Origin of the sequence: Olleya aquimaris, from assembly GCF_003259525.1 — a bacterium.
GTDB lineage: Bacteria > Bacteroidota > Bacteroidia > Flavobacteriales > Flavobacteriaceae > Olleya > Olleya aquimaris.
Map to the genome: position 1 here is coordinate 84,649 of NZ_QLLO01000006.1, position 15,106 is coordinate 99,754.

22 protein-coding genes are annotated in these 15,106 nt (G+C 32.1%); 16 read left to right on the top strand and 6 right to left on the bottom strand.

The window, feature by feature from the left end; all coding sequences use genetic code 11:
• Nucleotides 1-297 precede the first annotated feature (297 nt).
• The 13 genes from LY08_RS09690 to LY08_RS09745 all read left to right on the top strand — a co-directional run bounded on the left by LY08_RS09690 (nucleotide 298) and on the right by LY08_RS09745 (nucleotide 9,018).
• A complete protein-coding gene (locus tag LY08_RS09690; protein WP_111660252.1) occupies nucleotides 298-861 on the top strand; it encodes an anthranilate synthase component II in 564 nt (187 codons plus the stop codon).
• A gap of 48 nt (nucleotides 862-909) precedes the next feature.
• Nucleotides 910-1,902, top strand: coding sequence for an anthranilate phosphoribosyltransferase (gene trpD, locus LY08_RS09695; protein WP_111660253.1), 993 nt, complete (start codon nucleotides 910-912; stop codon nucleotides 1,900-1,902).
• 283 nt (nucleotides 1,903-2,185) lie between these two features.
• Entirely contained in the window at nucleotides 2,186-2,965 is a 780-nt protein-coding gene (trpC, locus tag LY08_RS09700; RefSeq protein ID WP_111660254.1) for an indole-3-glycerol phosphate synthase TrpC, read from the top strand.
• 47 nt (nucleotides 2,966-3,012) lie between these two features.
• Nucleotides 3,013-3,648, top strand: a complete 636-nt coding sequence (locus tag LY08_RS09705) for a phosphoribosylanthranilate isomerase (protein ID WP_111660255.1) — start codon at nucleotides 3,013-3,015, stop codon at nucleotides 3,646-3,648.
• Nucleotides 3,638-4,819: a tryptophan synthase subunit beta gene (trpB, locus tag LY08_RS09710; protein WP_111660256.1), complete on the top strand. Its 1,182-nt coding sequence runs from the start codon at nucleotides 3,638-3,640 to the stop codon at nucleotides 4,817-4,819. The genes LY08_RS09705 and trpB overlap by 11 nt, the downstream gene beginning before the upstream one ends.
• A gap of 83 nt (nucleotides 4,820-4,902) precedes the next feature.
• Entirely contained in the window at nucleotides 4,903-5,667 is a 765-nt protein-coding gene (trpA, locus tag LY08_RS09715; RefSeq protein WP_111660257.1) for a tryptophan synthase subunit alpha, read from the top strand.
• A gap of 17 nt (nucleotides 5,668-5,684) precedes the next feature.
• Nucleotides 5,685-6,146 carry a GNAT family N-acetyltransferase gene (locus tag LY08_RS09720; protein ID WP_111660258.1) on the top strand — a complete coding sequence of 154 codons (462 nt, stop codon included), beginning with the start codon at nucleotides 5,685-5,687 and terminating at the stop codon, nucleotides 6,144-6,146.
• A gap of 53 nt (nucleotides 6,147-6,199) precedes the next feature.
• Nucleotides 6,200-6,622 carry a hypothetical protein gene (locus LY08_RS09725; protein WP_146603211.1) on the top strand — a complete coding sequence of 141 codons (423 nt, stop codon included), beginning with the start codon at nucleotides 6,200-6,202 and terminating at the stop codon, nucleotides 6,620-6,622.
• A gap of 112 nt (nucleotides 6,623-6,734) precedes the next feature.
• Nucleotides 6,735-6,884: a hypothetical protein gene (locus LY08_RS13575; protein WP_170120610.1), complete on the top strand. Its 150-nt coding sequence runs from the start codon at nucleotides 6,735-6,737 to the stop codon at nucleotides 6,882-6,884.
• A gap of 59 nt (nucleotides 6,885-6,943) precedes the next feature.
• Nucleotides 6,944-7,168 carry a hypothetical protein gene (locus LY08_RS09730; protein WP_111660260.1) on the top strand — a complete coding sequence of 75 codons (225 nt, stop codon included), beginning with the start codon at nucleotides 6,944-6,946 and terminating at the stop codon, nucleotides 7,166-7,168.
• Nucleotides 7,161-7,610, top strand: a complete 450-nt coding sequence (locus LY08_RS09735; RefSeq protein WP_111660261.1) for a tRNA (cytidine(34)-2'-O)-methyltransferase — start codon at nucleotides 7,161-7,163, stop codon at nucleotides 7,608-7,610. The genes LY08_RS09730 and LY08_RS09735 overlap by 8 nt, the downstream gene beginning before the upstream one ends.
• Nucleotides 7,611-7,617: 7 nt before the next feature.
• Nucleotides 7,618-8,541, top strand: coding sequence for a YitT family protein (locus tag LY08_RS09740; protein ID WP_111660262.1), 924 nt, complete (start codon nucleotides 7,618-7,620; stop codon nucleotides 8,539-8,541).
• 60 nt (nucleotides 8,542-8,601) lie between these two features.
• Complete coding sequence (locus tag LY08_RS09745; RefSeq protein WP_146603212.1) at nucleotides 8,602-9,018, top strand: hypothetical protein; 417 nt, start codon at nucleotides 8,602-8,604, stop codon at nucleotides 9,016-9,018.
• Here LY08_RS09745 and LY08_RS09750 read toward each other — a convergent pair whose 3' ends face one another.
• Both LY08_RS09750 and LY08_RS09755 read right to left on the bottom strand, forming a co-directional pair.
• The gene (locus tag LY08_RS09750) at nucleotides 9,019-9,246 is read right to left on the bottom strand and encodes a VF530 family protein (protein ID WP_111660264.1); all 228 of its coding nucleotides are present in this window, start codon (nucleotides 9,244-9,246) and stop codon (nucleotides 9,019-9,021) included. It abuts the gene before it with no gap.
• 32 nt (nucleotides 9,247-9,278) lie between these two features.
• The gene (locus LY08_RS09755; protein WP_111660265.1) at nucleotides 9,279-10,589 is read right to left on the bottom strand and encodes a DEAD/DEAH box helicase; all 1,311 of its coding nucleotides are present in this window, start codon (nucleotides 10,587-10,589) and stop codon (nucleotides 9,279-9,281) included.
• Between the two features lie 203 nt (nucleotides 10,590-10,792).
• Here LY08_RS09755 and LY08_RS09760 point away from each other — a divergent pair, with 203 nt between their 5' ends.
• Together LY08_RS09760 and LY08_RS09765 are read left to right on the top strand one after the other, a co-directional pair.
• On the top strand, nucleotides 10,793-11,596 hold the full coding sequence (locus LY08_RS09760) for a helix-turn-helix domain-containing protein (RefSeq protein ID WP_111660266.1): 804 nt from the start codon (nucleotides 10,793-10,795) through the stop codon (nucleotides 11,594-11,596).
• Between the two features lie 83 nt (nucleotides 11,597-11,679).
• Nucleotides 11,680-12,144, top strand: coding sequence for a cupin domain-containing protein (locus LY08_RS09765; protein ID WP_245907577.1), 465 nt, complete (start codon nucleotides 11,680-11,682; stop codon nucleotides 12,142-12,144).
• 102 nt (nucleotides 12,145-12,246) lie between these two features.
• Here the strand turns inward: LY08_RS09765 and LY08_RS09770 are convergent, their stop codons facing one another.
• Together LY08_RS09770 and LY08_RS09775 are read right to left on the bottom strand one after the other, a co-directional pair.
• Nucleotides 12,247-12,915 (bottom strand): class I SAM-dependent methyltransferase, encoded by a 669-nt coding sequence (locus LY08_RS09770; protein ID WP_111660267.1) that lies wholly within the window; start codon nucleotides 12,913-12,915, stop codon nucleotides 12,247-12,249.
• Nucleotides 12,916-12,926: 11 nt separating this feature from the next.
• Nucleotides 12,927-13,610: a uracil-DNA glycosylase family protein gene (locus LY08_RS09775; protein ID WP_111660268.1), complete on the bottom strand. Its 684-nt coding sequence runs from the start codon at nucleotides 13,608-13,610 to the stop codon at nucleotides 12,927-12,929.
• 62 nt (nucleotides 13,611-13,672) lie between these two features.
• Between LY08_RS09775 and LY08_RS09780 the strand changes: the two genes are divergently transcribed.
• Nucleotides 13,673-13,810, top strand: a complete 138-nt coding sequence (locus LY08_RS09780) for a 30S ribosomal protein THX (RefSeq protein WP_111660269.1) — start codon at nucleotides 13,673-13,675, stop codon at nucleotides 13,808-13,810.
• Here LY08_RS09780 and LY08_RS09785 read toward each other — a convergent pair.
• Nucleotides 13,800-14,138: a hypothetical protein gene (locus LY08_RS09785; RefSeq protein ID WP_111660270.1), complete on the bottom strand. Its 339-nt coding sequence runs from the start codon at nucleotides 14,136-14,138 to the stop codon at nucleotides 13,800-13,802. The genes LY08_RS09780 and LY08_RS09785 overlap by 11 nt on opposite strands.
• Nucleotides 14,095-14,853, bottom strand: a complete 759-nt coding sequence (gene yaaA, locus LY08_RS09790; protein WP_111660271.1) for a peroxide stress protein YaaA — start codon at nucleotides 14,851-14,853, stop codon at nucleotides 14,095-14,097. Before yaaA ends, LY08_RS09785 begins: the two co-directional genes overlap by 44 nt.
• Nucleotides 14,854-15,106: the final 253 nt, after the last annotated feature.

Sequence of the window (15,106 nt, forward strand, 5' to 3'; positions counted from 1 at the left end):
TAAGCAGTAAGCAGTAAGCAGTAAACAAATATGAAAAACTTAGAATTAAAAATAATATAAAGAAAAAGAAAAGTCCCAAATCAATTCGTAGAATTGAACATTGAAATACAGAAATAATGAGTGAAGGAATGTAGATACGAAGCGTAGCTTCTAGCACGAGATTCCGAAAGCGAATGGTGCTTTAGCAATTTCCTCATTTCAATGTGATTTTTTGGTTCGTTTTGCATCAAGGCAAAATGAACAATAAGATAAATAGAAGTTTAATCAAAAAGATTCCCATTTTCATGGGAAATACATATGAAAGTATTAGTAATAGACAATTACGACAGTTTTACCTACAACCTAGTCCATTATTTAGAAGACTTAGATTGCGAAGTAACAGTAAAACGAAACGACAAACTCACTTTAGACGATGTTGAGGCTTTTGATAAAATAGTGTTATCACCAGGACCAGGAATACCTGATGAAGCAGGATTACTAAAAGCAATTATAAAAGAATACGCATCCACTAAAAGTATTTTGGGAGTGTGTTTAGGTCAGCAAGCCATTGGCGAAGTTTTTGGAGGCTCATTAATCAATTTAGACGAGGTCTATCATGGTGTTGCCACCAAAGTAACCACTTGTGTTGATGATGAAATTTTATTTAAAGGATTAGATAAAACTTTTGAAGTTGGTCGTTACCATTCGTGGGTTGTCCATTCAAACTTACCAGACGTTTTAGAAGCCACATCGTTTGATGAAAATGGTCAAGTCATGTCGTTAAGACACAAATTATATGACGTTAAAGGAGTACAATACCACCCAGAAAGTGTGTTAACTCCTCATGGTAAACAAATATTAGAGAATTGGGTGAACAGTTAGCTGTTAGCTGCTAACAGCTAGCAAAAATGAAAATTATTAGAAATTAATATGAAACACATACTAAACCGATTAATAAACCAAGAAAGCATCACGAGTGAAGAGGCTAAAAACGTGTTAGTTAATATTTCCGCAGGACATTATAACCAATCACAAATCGCCTCATTCTTAACTGTTTACATGATGCGAAGCATCACTTTGGAGGAACTTCAAGGATTTAGAGATGCACTTTTAGAATTGTGTATTCCTATAAATTTATCAGATTTTAATGCTATTGATTTATGCGGAACTGGTGGAGACGGAAAAGACACTTTTAATATTTCTACATTAGCTTCTTTTGTAACTGCTGGTGCAGGAGTAAAAGTAGCAAAACATGGTAATTACGGAGTCTCTTCTGCATCAGGATCTTCTAATGTAATGGAAGCGTTAGGGATTCATTTTTCTAACAAATCAGATTATTTAAAATATGCTATTGATCAAGCTGGCATTTGTGTGTTACACGCTCCTTTATTTCATCCAGCGATGAAAAATGTGGCTCCAATACGAAAAGAATTAGGCGTAAAAACCTTTTTTAATATGCTTGGACCAATGGTAAATCCTGCGTTCCCACAAAACCAAATGGTTGGTGTTTTTAATTTAGAATTACAACGTATCTATGGGTATCTTTATCAAAATACCGATAAAAATTATAGTATTGTTCACGCACTTGATGGTTATGACGAAATTTCATTGACAGGGAATACTAAAATTATATCTAATACTACTGAAACGATGCTAAGTCCAGCAGATTTGGGTGTAGAACAAATAGAACAGTCTGATATTTTTGGAGGAAACTCGGTAAAAGATGCTGCAAAAATTTTCAAAAATATAATTAATGGAAAAGGAACCGAAGCGCAAAACAATGTGGTTTGTGCCAATGCTGGATTAGCAATTGCAACAGTTAATCAAATCTCGCATCAAGACGGATTTGAATTAGCAAAAGAGAGTTTAGAAAGCGGAAAAGCAAAAGCCAGTTTAAAACGATTAATTGAGTTAAGTAAATAGTTGGCTGTTGGCTGTTGGCATAAATTGAAATAAACTAGGAATTAAAGAAAATATAGAGAAATTAAAAGTCCCAAATCAATTCGCAGAATTGAGTATCAAGGCGAAGAATAAATGAAGAAAAGCTCCGAGAACAGGAGAACGTAGTTCGACGCGGAGTTTTCAAATTGGTTTTCAGTTTTTAAAACTGAAAAATTCCTTGGCTTGGTTGTCTTTTTTTGATTCGTTTTTTGGACAAGCAAAAAATGAATAAGAGAAAGAAAATCTATAAAGTTGAATTAAAAAAATGAACATACTAGAAAAAATAACAAACGATAAACGCACAGAAGTAAACCTTCGCAAACAACTTATACCCATTAAACAACTAGAGCAATCTATATTGTTTGAACGCAATACCATTTCACTTTCAAAAAAATTAAAAGCAAGTAACACAGGGATTATTGCAGAGCACAAACGTCGTTCGCCCTCAAAACAAGTGATTAATCATAATCTAAATGTGTTTGATGTCGCTAAAGGTTATGAAAGCGCTGGAGTTTGCGGAATGTCTGTATTAACAGACGGAAAGTATTTTGGAGGTAGTTTAGACGATTTACTAACCGCTAGAGCAAGTTGTCATTTACCATTATTGCGCAAAGAATTTATAATTGACCCTTATCAAATAATTGAAGCCAAAGCCTACGGAGCAGATATAATTTTATTGATTGCAGCCATACTAACTAATGCAGAAATCAAACAATTTTCAGAATTAGCAAAACAACTAAATCTTGAGGTACTTTTAGAAGTGCATAACGTGGAAGAATTACATAAATCTATTATGCCAAGTTTAGACATGCTAGGTGTTAACAACAGAAATCTAAAAACCTTTGAAGTTAGTTTAGAAACTAGCAAAAAACTCAGTAACTTAATTCCTGAAGATTTTGTAAAAGTCTCTGAAAGTGGAATAAGTAGTGTTGAAGCAATTAAACAATTACAACCTTTTGGTTACAAAGGGTTTTTAATTGGTGAAAACTTCATGAAAACTAACAATGCTGGTGAAAGTGCCAAGCAATTTATAGAGAATTTATAATAAAAAAATAGGACGTGTGGTGAGACTCCCACTGTCGCGACAACACAATGAAACTAAAAGTTTGCGGAATGAAATTAGAACATAATATCCAAGATGTGGCTGTATTACAACCAAGCTATATGGGTTTTATTTTTTACGAAAAGTCATCACGATATTTTAATGGAAATATTCCTGAAATCTCAGAAAATATTAAAAAAATCGGCGTTTTTGTTAATGCAACATTTGACTTTATTCGTGGTAAAGTCGAAAAACATGACTTGCAAGGAGTTCAGCTTCATGGTAATGAATCTCCCGAATTATGTCAACGACTAAAAGATCTTGACATTATTGTTATTAAGGTGTTTTCTATAAAAAATCAATTCGATTTTAAAGTTTTAGAACCTTATGAAGAGGTTTGCGATTTGTATTTATTTGACACCAAAGGAAAAGAACCAGGAGGAAATGGCTATGTTTTTAATTGGAATGTCCTAAAAAAATATCCATCTGCAAAACCCTACTTTTTAAGTGGTGGTTTAGGTCCAAAAGAGATTGACGCGATTCTATTATTTTTAAAAAGACCAGAATCTCATTTGTGTTTTGGATTAGATTTAAATAGCAAATTCGAAACTGCTGCAGGACTAAAAGATGTATCCAAACTAAAAGCATTCAAACAACAATTGTTAGCAAATAATTATGAAGCATAATATAGATAGTAAAGGATATTACGGAAAATTTGGAGGGGCTTACATCCCAGAAATGCTCTATCCAAATGTAGAAGAGTTACGTCAAAACTATTTAAAAATAATGGCAGAACCTTCCTTTAAAAAAGAGTTTGATCAATTATTAAAAGATTATGTAGGTCGTCCTTCTCCACTCTATTTCGCAAAACGATTAAGCGAAAAATACAATACTAAAGTGTATTTAAAGAGAGAGGATTTAAATCACACTGGCGCACATAAAGTAAATAATACTATTGGCCAGATTTTAATGGCTCAGCGATTAGGTAAAACACGTATTATTGCCGAAACTGGCGCTGGACAACATGGTGTTGCTACAGCTACTGTTTGTGCTTTAATGGGTATGGAATGTATTGTTTACATGGGCGAAATTGACATTGCACGTCAAGCACCAAACGTTGCTAGAATGAAAATGTTAGGCGCAGAAGTAAGACCTGCTTTATCTGGAAGTCGTACGTTAAAAGATGCCACAAACGAAGCCATAAGAGATTGGATTAACAATCCTATTGACACACATTATATTATTGGTAGTGTTGTAGGACCACACCCTTATCCAGATATGGTGGCACGTTTTCAGGCTATAGTTAGCGAAGAAATTAAATGGCAACTACTAGAAAAAGAAGGCACAGAAAAACCAGATTATGTGGTTGCCTGTGTTGGTGGAGGTAGTAATGCAGCAGGTGCTTTTTATCATTATTTAGAAGACACAGATGTTAAGTTAATTGCAGTAGAAGCTGCAGGAAAAGGGATACATTCCGGAGAGAGTGCTGCAACCTCTGTTTTAGGTCGTGAAGGGATTATTCATGGTAGTAAAACTTTGTTAATGCAAACTAAAGATGGTCAAATTACAGAGCCATATTCGATCTCTGCAGGATTAGATTATCCAGGTGTTGGACCTATGCATGCGCATTTGTACACATCTGGTCGTGCAGAATTTATTTCTATTACAGATGACGATGCCATGATTGCAGGTTTAGAATTAAGCAAACTTGAAGGTATAATTCCTGCAATTGAAACATCACATTCGTTAGCGATTTTTGACAAAAAAACCTTTAAAAAAGAAGATGTTGTTGTGATTAATTTGTCGGGTCGTGGTGATAAAGATTTACAGAATTATATTGATTATTTTAAATTATAAAGTCATTCCGAACGTAGTGAAGGAATCTCTTAAAAAGATTGCCACGTCACTTTGTTCCTCGCAATGACATACCCATAAAAAAAATGAATCGCATACAATCAAAACTACAAGAAGACAAAAAACTTCTATCCATCTACTTTACAGCAGGATACCCTAATTTAAACGATACCGTTTCAATCATTCAAAACCTTGAAAAAAGCGGAGTTGACATGATAGAGATTGGTTTACCCTTTAGTGATCCACTAGCAGATGGACCAACCATTCAAGCCAGCTCAACACAAGCATTAAAGAATGGAATGACCACAGAAGTGCTATTTAATCAGCTAAAAGATATTAGACAAACGGTATCTATTCCGTTAATTATTATGGGTTATTTTAATCCTATGTTGCAATATGGTGTGGATGCGTTTTGTAAAAAATGTCAAGCTATTGGTATTGATGGACTTATTATTCCAGATTTACCTGTGGATGTCTACAATGACCAATACAAAGCTACCTTTGAAAAATATGGGTTAATCAACGTGTTTTTAATAACACCTCAAACTTCAGAAGAGCGTATACAATTTATCGACTCTATCTCTAACGGATTTATTTACATGGTAAGTAGTGCAAGTGTTACAGGTAGCAGTTCTGGTTTTGGAGATGAGCAAACCAACTATTTTAAGCGTATTGCAGACATGAATCTTGACAATCCGCAGATTGTAGGTTTTGGTATTTCAGATAATAAATCGTTTACACAAGCTACCCAATATGCAAAAGGCGCTATTATTGGTAGTGCATTTATAAAACATCTAACTTCAAACGGTAGTGATAGTATTACTGGGTTTGTTGATAATATCTTAAATTAGAAGTTTAAATACGTAAAATGTCTAATATTCAATACAGAACAGCAACATTAAAAGACCTACCTACTTTATTAAACTTTGAACAAGAATTAATAAGTTACGAGCGTCCTTTTGATTCTAATTTAAAAGATGATTGTACTTACTATGATTTGAATTATTTAATAACCTCTGACAATGCAGAATTAATTGTTGCTTTTAATGATAAAGAAATTTTAGGATGTGGTTATGGTAAAATAGTAAATGCTAAACCCTATCATAAAAACACTCAATATGTATATATGGGTTTTATGTATGTTAAACCAGAATATAGAGGTCAAGGTATAGTACAGGATATAATATCAAAACTTAAAGATTGGTCTGTTACAAAAAACCTGTTCGAAATCCGTTTGGAAGTCTACAACAAAAATGCTTCCGCGTTAAAAGCTTATGAAAATCATGGGTTTAAAAAACATATGATTGAGATGAAACTTAACTTGAAATAAGCTTAAAATTTAATTAATTTTGTTTGCTTTCATTAATTAAAAACTTAAAACATATGCTAAAATACATTTATCTACTGTGCATTGGTTTTATTTTAATGTCTTGTAAAACTAATGATGCATCAAAACAAAAAGATTGTATTAATACTATTTTAATACAAGATGATTCTTTAGGTCAAATTCGGAATAATGCCTCAAAAATCAACTCGTTAAGCAACTCAATTTTAAGTTATACCGATGCGTTAAACGCATTAGATTTTTCTAACTGTCCACAACCATTTTCATCTGCCTTTAAAAAACATATTAGAGCATGGAATAACATCATGCTTGTCACCACTAAACACCCAACTCTTAGAGGCGAAATGCATGACTTATTTGATGATCTTGAAACTTCAAAAGACTCTACAGAATTTAAAAAGTATTTAAATAAAATTTGGAGTACTTGGGATGAGATTGAAAAAGCAAAAACCATTAATTAACATCCTTTAATTAACTAAGTTTAACACTTATATCAAGGGTTTTAACGAAGTCTTGTGAGTCTTTTCTGTATTTTATTTTTATATTGATGATGAATCAATAAAACAATAAAAAATGGGAATTATAAAAGATAAAAAGAAATTTAAAACATCAGTAGAACAAACTAATCCGACAAATCCAACTGGAAATGTCAACATTAAAACTAACGATTTTGATATCGATAAAAAGACTATCAAAAAACAACAAAATAAAACGATTAGCTAACCCAATTTAGCATCGTTTTTAAATGCCTATTCAGTATATTTGAATAGGCATTTTTTATTATGAAACTACTTAACGACTTTAGACTGATATTATTAATGTGTTTAACCTTGGGCTTGGCTCCTTTTTATCCAGAACCTCATCTTTGGGGAAAATTAAAATGGATTGCAGGAGGTGCTCATGGTATGCAATTTATGGATTGGTTTGATGTGGTATTACATGGGTTTTCTTGGGTGCTATTAATTAGATTAATCATACTAAAACTTTTACCTAAACAAAATGCTTAACATTGTTTTAATAGAACCCGAAATACCTAATAACACAGGTAATATTGGCAGACTAGTATTAGCTACTGGCAGCAAACTACATTTGGTTAAACCGTTTGGATTTGAGCTAAGCGATAAACGCTTAAAACGAGCTGGACTAGATTATTGGCAGCATCTTGATGTTGTCATGTATGATTCGGTAATAGATTTTTTTAATAAAAATGAAAATGAAAATTTTGCGTTCTTTTCCAGTCATGGTTCCAAATACCATTGGGACATTCCGTTTACTGACAATCTATTTTTGATTTTCGGTAAAGAGTCTGTTGGACTAGATAACACTTTAATTGAAACGCATACCAATTCACTTTATAAAATTCCGCTATACAGCAAACATATTAGAAGCTTAAATTTAGCCAATGCTGTAAGTATAGTGGTTTATGAAGGATTAAGACAATTAAAATAACTACACTATGGAATCAAAAAAAACAAAAACAATAAAAACAATATCAGAATATGTACAAATTGCTATTGGTATAATATTAGCAAGTATTGGTTTAAAAGCGTTTTTGTTACCTAACGGATTTTTAGATGGAGGTGTTACAGGTATTGCTTTATTAGTTAATAGATTGGTAAATATTAATATCTCTTTACTTCTTGTGTTATTTAGTATTCCGTTTTTAATAATGGGCTATTTTACAGTGTCAAGACGCATAATTTTAAAATCTATAGTTAGCATTTTAGGTTTAGCGTTGTTTATTCATTTTGAAAATTTCGGAGTTATAACCGAAGATAAATTTTTAATCTCCATTTTTGGAGGATTATTTCTTGGCGCAGGAATTGGTATTGCTATAAAAAATGGATCTGTTTTAGATGGCTCAGAGATTTTAGGCGTGTTTATTAATGATAGATTTGGCATCAGTATTGGCAGAGTTATTTTAATATTTAACATCATTTTATTTACTATTACAGCATTTGTAGTTTCTAAAGAAGTAGCCATGTATTCTATCCTTACCTACATTGTTACTGCAAAAGTTACCGATTTAACCATTGAAGGGTTTGAAGATTTTATAGGTATAACCATTGTTTCTAGACACTACGATAAAATTAAAGTCGATATTATTAAAGAGCTTGGAGCTGGCATGACTATTTATAAAGGTCGAAAAGGGTTTGGTAGTAAAGGAGAAGTTGAAGATTTTGATATTATTCACACCATCATCAATCGTATAGATATTAAAAAAATGTATCGTATTGTTTCTAATATTGATGACGAAGCTTTTATAGTAGAATTTGATGTTAACAACGTTAAAGGCGGTGTATTACGTCGTTATTTAGATAGAAAAAAAGGTAAAAAGCTAGCTAATTTTTTAGCTGAAAACCAACAGGTTAAACTTTAAATTAACCAATGGTCTTTAAAAAATTTTCTATATTTAGAGACTTTATAAAATCTATTTAAAATGAAAAAATTACTGCTACTGGTTTTTATACTCCCTTTAATGTCTTTTAACCTATTAAACACTGACTTTAATATTGTTGGAACATGGAAAGGTTACGATAATGGAGACATTGGTTATGCCATTTTTGATAAAGAAGGTTATGCAACCTTTGAGTCTAATGGAGAAAGCATGGGTGGAAAAGAATTTATGATGAATGATGAAAAAGCACAAATGACTTTCATTTTAAATAAAGAGACGCAACCCATGGAAATTGATTTTGTAATTACTTTACTAGAATCTGGTGAAACACAAAGCTTGTTGGGTATTATACAATTTGAAAACAAAGACAAACTCCGCTTGGGTGTAGGTTTTGATGGTGGTGACAGACCTTTAGATTTTGATGAAGAAAACTCTATATATTTTGAAAGAGTAAAATAATTATAATTTATTTTTCTTCAAATACTCCAAATACATCTGCTCTACTTTGGTTCTAGCCCAAGGTGTACGTCGTAAAAATGTTAAACTAGATTTTATCGACGGGTTATCTGTAAAGCATCTAATATTAATAGTGTAACCCATATACTCCCATCCATAATGGGCTTGTAAATCGGTAATAATCTGTTCTAGTTTTATTCCGTGTAACGGATTATTTTTTTGAGTTTCCATGCGTGACTAAAAAAACTTCTTAAAAGTAACAATTAACTATTAGATCGTCTATCGTTACTTCGGTTTCTACTTTTATTTCGGTTTCTGTTTCGTCCTCCAGCATTAGAAGATGTATTCCCTTTAGATTTGTTTCCACCACCTTTAGGCTTACTATTTCTGGGTTGTTGTCTTCTATTCTGTCCTGGTTTAATAGGAACGGTTGACGCATTTGGATCAGGTTCAAACCCTTCCATTATAGTTACTGGTAGCTTCATACCAATTAACTTTTCGATATCTCTTAAAAAAGAGGTTTCGTCTGCACTTACTAAACTAATAGCTTCACCATTGGCTCCTGCACGACCTGTACGACCAATTCTATGAACGTAATCTTCAGAAATATTTGGGATTTCAAAATTAATAACATGCGGTAATAACGGAATATCCAAACCACGTGCAGCAATATCTGTAGCCACTAAAACACTTACACTACCACTTTTAAATCCAGCTAAAGCTTTGGTACGTGCACCTTGACTTTTATTACCATGGATGGCAGCAGCTTTAATATTGGCTTTCATCATTTTTTGAACCAACTTATTAGCACCATGTTTTGTACGTGTAAATACTAAAACCTGTTTCCAGTTACCCTCTGTAATTAATTTAATAACTAAATCGGTTTTTTTAGCTTTAGCAACACGATATATTTTTTGTGTAATAGCATCAACCGTAGTGTTTTCTGGTGTTGCTTCTACTTGTATTGGACGCTTTAAAATTCCGTTAGCTAATTTTCTAATGTCTTTAGAAAAAGTTGCCGAAAACATTAAGTTTTGACGTTTGTCTGGCATTAATTTCATGACACGTTCTATATCACGTAAAAAACCCATATCTAACATACGGTCGGCTTCATCTAGCACAAAAATCTCGACACGTTTTAAAGATAGTAAACCTTGACTTTCTAAATCTAGTAATCGTCCAGGAGTAGCTACCAATATATCAATACCTTGACGTATGGTTGCAGCTTGTGGTTTTTGATTAACTCCACCAAAAATAACAGCACTACGCAAGTTTAAAAACTCGCTATACTCTTTGACGTTTGCATAGACTTGTGCTGCCAACTCACGCGTTGGAGTTAAGATTAATGCACGAATTGGTCTATATTTTTCTTTTGGATTTTCGGATAGTAAATGTAATAATGGTAATGTAAAACCTGCAGTTTTACCAGTTCCTGTTTGTGCAGATGCTAACACATCGTGACCTTGTAATACTGGCGGAATGGCTTTTGCTTGAATTGGACTTGGGGTAGTGTATCCTTTTTTGCTAATAGCTTTTAGCAAGGCTTCGGATAAGCCTAAAGATTGAAATGACATAAATAATGTTTATTGAGATAAACACTATTTAGTTAGGCTACCTCTTTTAATTTAGTGCAAAGGTACAGCTAATTAATGGGTTTAAAATTTTAATTGGGTTTTGTTTAAGTTTTGAAGATTTGACTTTATCAGATTTTTAGCTAACTTAGTACTAATAAATGTATTAGAAATTATACTATTTATATGATTTGTAATTATTATTAATGAAAGAAAATTCTGTTAGCATATCGCCAATAATTAATGAAACAACATTAAAGCAAAACAATAAAAATTTTGCAGTTTGTTGGATAAAAAATGAAGTGGATGGTATTGAAATTAATGATGTTTTACATAAAAACATATCAAATTCCATTTTTTTTCTTGACCCAAAATACCAATGGAAAATTTTTAAAAATAACAGTACTAAATCATCAGGATACATATTATACATAGCAGATGAAGTATTAAACAACCCAATGTTAAGTAATCTTCATATTAATGAAGTAAGGTTATTTAGTTCTAATGAGATTCCTTTACTAAAATTAAGTCCTGGAATAGAAAAAAGAACACAAGCAATTTTAGAAATGATAGATGAGTTATTGGGATCTAATCTTAATCATAAGGATCAAGCCATACTTTCTCTTTTAAACACCTTTTTTGTTTATTGCGATGGACAATGTAATATTAAATCTGCAATAGCTAATAATAACGCTAAAACCAATATTGTCTATAAATTTAAAAAATTGGTAGATCAACATGTTTTAAATAACCATGAAGTGACTTACTATGCTAAGCAACTTAATGTGTCCTCAAAATATCTTAACGAATGTGTACAAGAGGTATTAAACGTTAGCTCAAAACACATTATTACTGAACAACTTCTTATGAGGTCTAGACATCAATTAAAATTTTCTACTAAATCAATTAAGGAAATTAGTTATGAATTAGGCTTTTCATCTCCTGATTATTTCAGTTATTTTTTTAAAAACCATACAGGGATTACTCCTTCTGCACTTAGAATAAATTAGAACATCCTAAATTCTAAGACTTTACTGTGATTTTCGCATTGTATCATTGCTATTTCCAAAGTAATTTGCAATAAAACATAATCATGGACAGAAAAAAATTTATAAAAACATCGGGAATTGGTTTAGGAATTGTTTTAACTCCAGGACTACTTTCAGGTCAAAATCTTAAACCTGAAACGTACAACACTAATAGTGTTAAACCAAAAATTATTAAGGATTCTGAAGGCGAAATTTTGAATGTAATAGGTGATATACAGACGCACAAATTAATTGGAAGTGACACCGGAAACCAAATTGTTGAGTGGGTCGATAATGTTGAGCCAGGTGTTGGTATTCCACCTCATATACATACTAAAGAAGATGAAATATTTAGAGTTATTAAAGGACAAATTGAAATTATGGTGGATGGAAAAGTAACTGTTTTAAATGAAGGAGATGTCGCTTTTGCTCCAAAAAATATTCCTCACTCTTGGAAAGTAATTGGTACCGAAAAAGCTAAAATGATTACATCTGCATTTCCAGCAGGAATTGAAATTATGTTTCAATAACTTGCAAAGCTTCCAGCGGGTCCTCCAGATTTTGAAAAAGTAACAGAAATATGCACAAAGCACGGAATTAGTTTTGTGTAAATAAAAAAGGATAATTGTAAATTAAGTAGTAGCTATACTTTGATATAGTGTGGTTTTTATTATTCCTTTATTCTGATTTAATTCTATAGTCAATAATTCGGTTGTAGTCTTAACCTTAAAATTAAAAGGTGGTTGTATAATATCTAATCCGCTTTGTTTTTTTAATCTTATACCTTGTCCAGAAATTATGTCTTTATTAGGCACAAAGTCGCCTTGAGGTACATGCTCAGTTAGGACAATGTATTTATAATTAGATAATTTGTTTAATACACTTTGTACCTCAGCATTGGATAGATGCTGTAATACTTGTCTTACTATCACACAATCTGCTTTTGGTAATTGGTCTTGAGCAATATCTAAACACTGGAATTGCAAGTTGTCTGCTTTAAACGTTTTTATATTATGAGCAATCAATTCTGGGACTATATCTACACCAATATATTGTTTAGTGTGTTGTACTAATTGTTTACCAATATTAAAGTCACCGCAACCTAAATCGGCAACAACTAAGGGTTGCTTAAACGAGGTTAAAAATGTTTTTAAAACCTCGATATAAGGAATTACTAATTCTGGATGATGTGATCCTTCTCCAGAAAAAAACTCAGCACCACTACTTCCCCAAAGTTGTTTTGCATACACTTGTTGCATGGCTTGTTTAGTTGGCCAAGGGGTTTTGTTTTTCTTCTGCATTTATATAATCGTTAAAAAAACTCGCTATACTGCATCACTCTAAAATCAAAAGTATTAAAATCTGGATTTTTTGCTTTTAGTTGTTTGTATAGCGGATTACTACCTATAGAAATATTTGCAGCACCAGAGGAAGAGGTTAAGGAAACGGTTTTGATTATTCTATGTACAGACTCCTTCGTGTTATGCGTAATGACAGGTAATTTAAATTGATGAATTTTTGGTGTTTCTTTTGACACTAACTCCATTTTTATATTGTACTCTTTGATGTGTTTTCTAAAAAAATATTCTGGTCCGTTTTTGCTATTTCCACCTGTAAATAATAACGTATCTATAGTTGGATATTGCTTTAAATAACCAATAACGTCTCGCAGTTTTATATTGGTCATCCCTAAATCTGAAGCATCAATTTTTGTTCTTTGGCAGCTTTCTACAATATCACACACACCAATATTATGTTGTATTAAAAAGGTTTTACGTTGCTGGATGGCTTCTTTAGAGTTATCATAGCGCAGCTTTAAATTATGAATTTTATCAATATACAACCACAAACTGTTGTAATAACTTCCGTAACAAAAGTCCACATCTTTATCTAATAAATCTCCTGTGCTAAAACGAGGAGGTGGTAAAGTCCCAACAATTAGTTTTTTGGTGTTTTTATTTATGAATGGTGGATATGGATGCTGGTGTTTAAACACGAATTAGCTTTGTTATGGTTTTATTTTTTTGTATTTTAAGACGACAAATTACAAATAAAATTATGGGAAAAGGCGATAAAAAATCTAGACGAGGAAAAATTAATAGCGGAACTTTTGGAGTAAGACGTCCACGTATTAAAAAACGCGTGCGTCCTGAAGCTAAAATTAGTGTAGATAAAAAAGCAAAAACTAAAGCTTAATTAAGCTACCTAGTTTTTTACCAACAACATAGGCTCCGTAGACAGCCAAAATTAAAATAACGATGGTAAAAAACACATAAAGCGTAAATAAGCAAACATCATCTGTTGAATTTAGACAAAAGGCATCTGTAATACATACAGTTACTGCTTTATCATAAAATTTTGGCAGTAAAAAACTTAACACAAGCAAGCCACTAATAACAGAAAGCAAGTACACTACGTTCTTGCTTTTTTTAGGTTTTCCGGTAGCTTTAAATAAATTACGCTCTGCTTCTGTGCGTTTGTTATCTTGTAAAGACCAAGTTTTTTTCTGTTGAGAGGTTGGCATCAAATTGGTAATTATCGTAGTTAAATTGCTTTACATCGTCTAATGTTTTGGCATTAGTATCTACAATATACCTAGCCATTAAGCCTCGTGCTTCTTTAGCAAAAAAGGAGATTATTTTAAGCTTTCCGTTTTTTAATTCTTTAAAAGTCACATCTATTACTGGTACTTTTAATGCTTTTTTATCTATTGCTTTAAAATACTCGTTACTGGCTAAATTTAAAAACAACTCGTCGTCTTCAAGCTCTTCATTCAACGCTTTAACGATGTCTTTTTTCCAGAATTCATACAAGTTTTTTTTAGTTCCAATTTTTAGTTGGGTTCCCATTTCTAATCTATAAGGTTGTATTAAATCTAAGGGTCTTAATACACCATATAATCCTGATAAAATTCTAACTGTATTTTGGGTTACTTCTAACTTATCTTTTGGAATAGTATACGCGTCTAGACCTCTGTAAACATCACCATTAAATGCATACATTGCTGGTCTTGCATTGTCTTTTGTAAACGGAAGCGACCACTCTTGATTACGATCGTAATTAAGTTGTGCTAAATTATCGCTAATACTCATTAATTTAGATAGTAACTTTGGTGACTTCTTTTTTAATAGCGTATTTAATCGTTTAGACTGATCTAAAAACTGAGCTTCTGTTGCTTTAGTAGTTGGTAATTTGGTTTCAAAATCTAAAGATTTTGCTGGAGATATAACTAACTTCATTGTTTAAATTTTTAGCTTTTAGCTATTTGCTTTTAGCGCTTACTGTTATGTTTTAATACTTTTAATACCGATTACGAATTTACAAATTGTAATACGCTAAAAAAAGCTGATACAATAGTAATTTTAAATATTAAAATTTGGATTGACTATAACAGTTTAATGCGCGTTAGGGATTGAAGCATTTGTTGGAGCTCCTCGCAGAGAGCGACTGCTGAAAGCCCGACCCTTGTGGTAACGCCCAAGTTATTTTAAC

Coding starts and splice junctions, on each gene's coding strand:
- LY08_RS09770 (WP_111660267.1), bottom strand. CDS start 12,915: ATGCAGAAGAAAAACAAAACCCCTTGGCCAACTAAACAAGCCATGCAA.
- LY08_RS09765 (WP_245907577.1), top strand. CDS start 11,680: ATGGACAGAAAAAAATTTATAAAAACATCGGGAATTGGTTTAGGAATT.
- yaaA (WP_111660271.1), bottom strand. CDS start 14,853: ATGAAGTTAGTTATATCTCCAGCAAAATCTTTAGATTTTGAAACCAAA.
- LY08_RS09750 (WP_111660264.1), bottom strand. CDS start 9,246: ATGGAAACTCAAAAAAATAATCCGTTACACGGAATAAAACTAGAACAG.
- trpB (WP_111660256.1), top strand. CDS start 3,638: ATGAAGCATAATATAGATAGTAAAGGATATTACGGAAAATTTGGAGGG.
- LY08_RS09730 (WP_111660260.1), top strand. CDS start 6,944: ATGAAACTACTTAACGACTTTAGACTGATATTATTAATGTGTTTAACC.
- LY08_RS09780 (WP_111660269.1), top strand. CDS start 13,673: ATGGGAAAAGGCGATAAAAAATCTAGACGAGGAAAAATTAATAGCGGA.
- LY08_RS09755 (WP_111660265.1), bottom strand. CDS start 10,589: ATGTCATTTCAATCTTTAGGCTTATCCGAAGCCTTGCTAAAAGCTATT.
- LY08_RS09745 (WP_146603212.1), top strand. CDS start 8,602: ATGAAAAAATTACTGCTACTGGTTTTTATACTCCCTTTAATGTCTTTT.
- trpA (WP_111660257.1), top strand. CDS start 4,903: ATGAATCGCATACAATCAAAACTACAAGAAGACAAAAAACTTCTATCC.
- LY08_RS13575 (WP_170120610.1), top strand. CDS start 6,735: ATGGGAATTATAAAAGATAAAAAGAAATTTAAAACATCAGTAGAACAA.
- LY08_RS09760 (WP_111660266.1), top strand. CDS start 10,793: ATGAAAGAAAATTCTGTTAGCATATCGCCAATAATTAATGAAACAACA.
- LY08_RS09725 (WP_146603211.1), top strand. CDS start 6,200: ATGCTAAAATACATTTATCTACTGTGCATTGGTTTTATTTTAATGTCT.
- LY08_RS09720 (WP_111660258.1), top strand. CDS start 5,685: ATGTCTAATATTCAATACAGAACAGCAACATTAAAAGACCTACCTACT.
- LY08_RS09705 (WP_111660255.1), top strand. CDS start 3,013: ATGAAACTAAAAGTTTGCGGAATGAAATTAGAACATAATATCCAAGAT.
- trpD (WP_111660253.1), top strand. CDS start 910: ATGAAACACATACTAAACCGATTAATAAACCAAGAAAGCATCACGAGT.
- trpC (WP_111660254.1), top strand. CDS start 2,186: ATGAACATACTAGAAAAAATAACAAACGATAAACGCACAGAAGTAAAC.
- LY08_RS09735 (WP_111660261.1), top strand. CDS start 7,161: ATGCTTAACATTGTTTTAATAGAACCCGAAATACCTAATAACACAGGT.
- LY08_RS09785 (WP_111660270.1), bottom strand. CDS start 14,138: ATGCCAACCTCTCAACAGAAAAAAACTTGGTCTTTACAAGATAACAAA.
- LY08_RS09690 (WP_111660252.1), top strand. CDS start 298: ATGAAAGTATTAGTAATAGACAATTACGACAGTTTTACCTACAACCTA.
- LY08_RS09740 (WP_111660262.1), top strand. CDS start 7,618: ATGGAATCAAAAAAAACAAAAACAATAAAAACAATATCAGAATATGTA.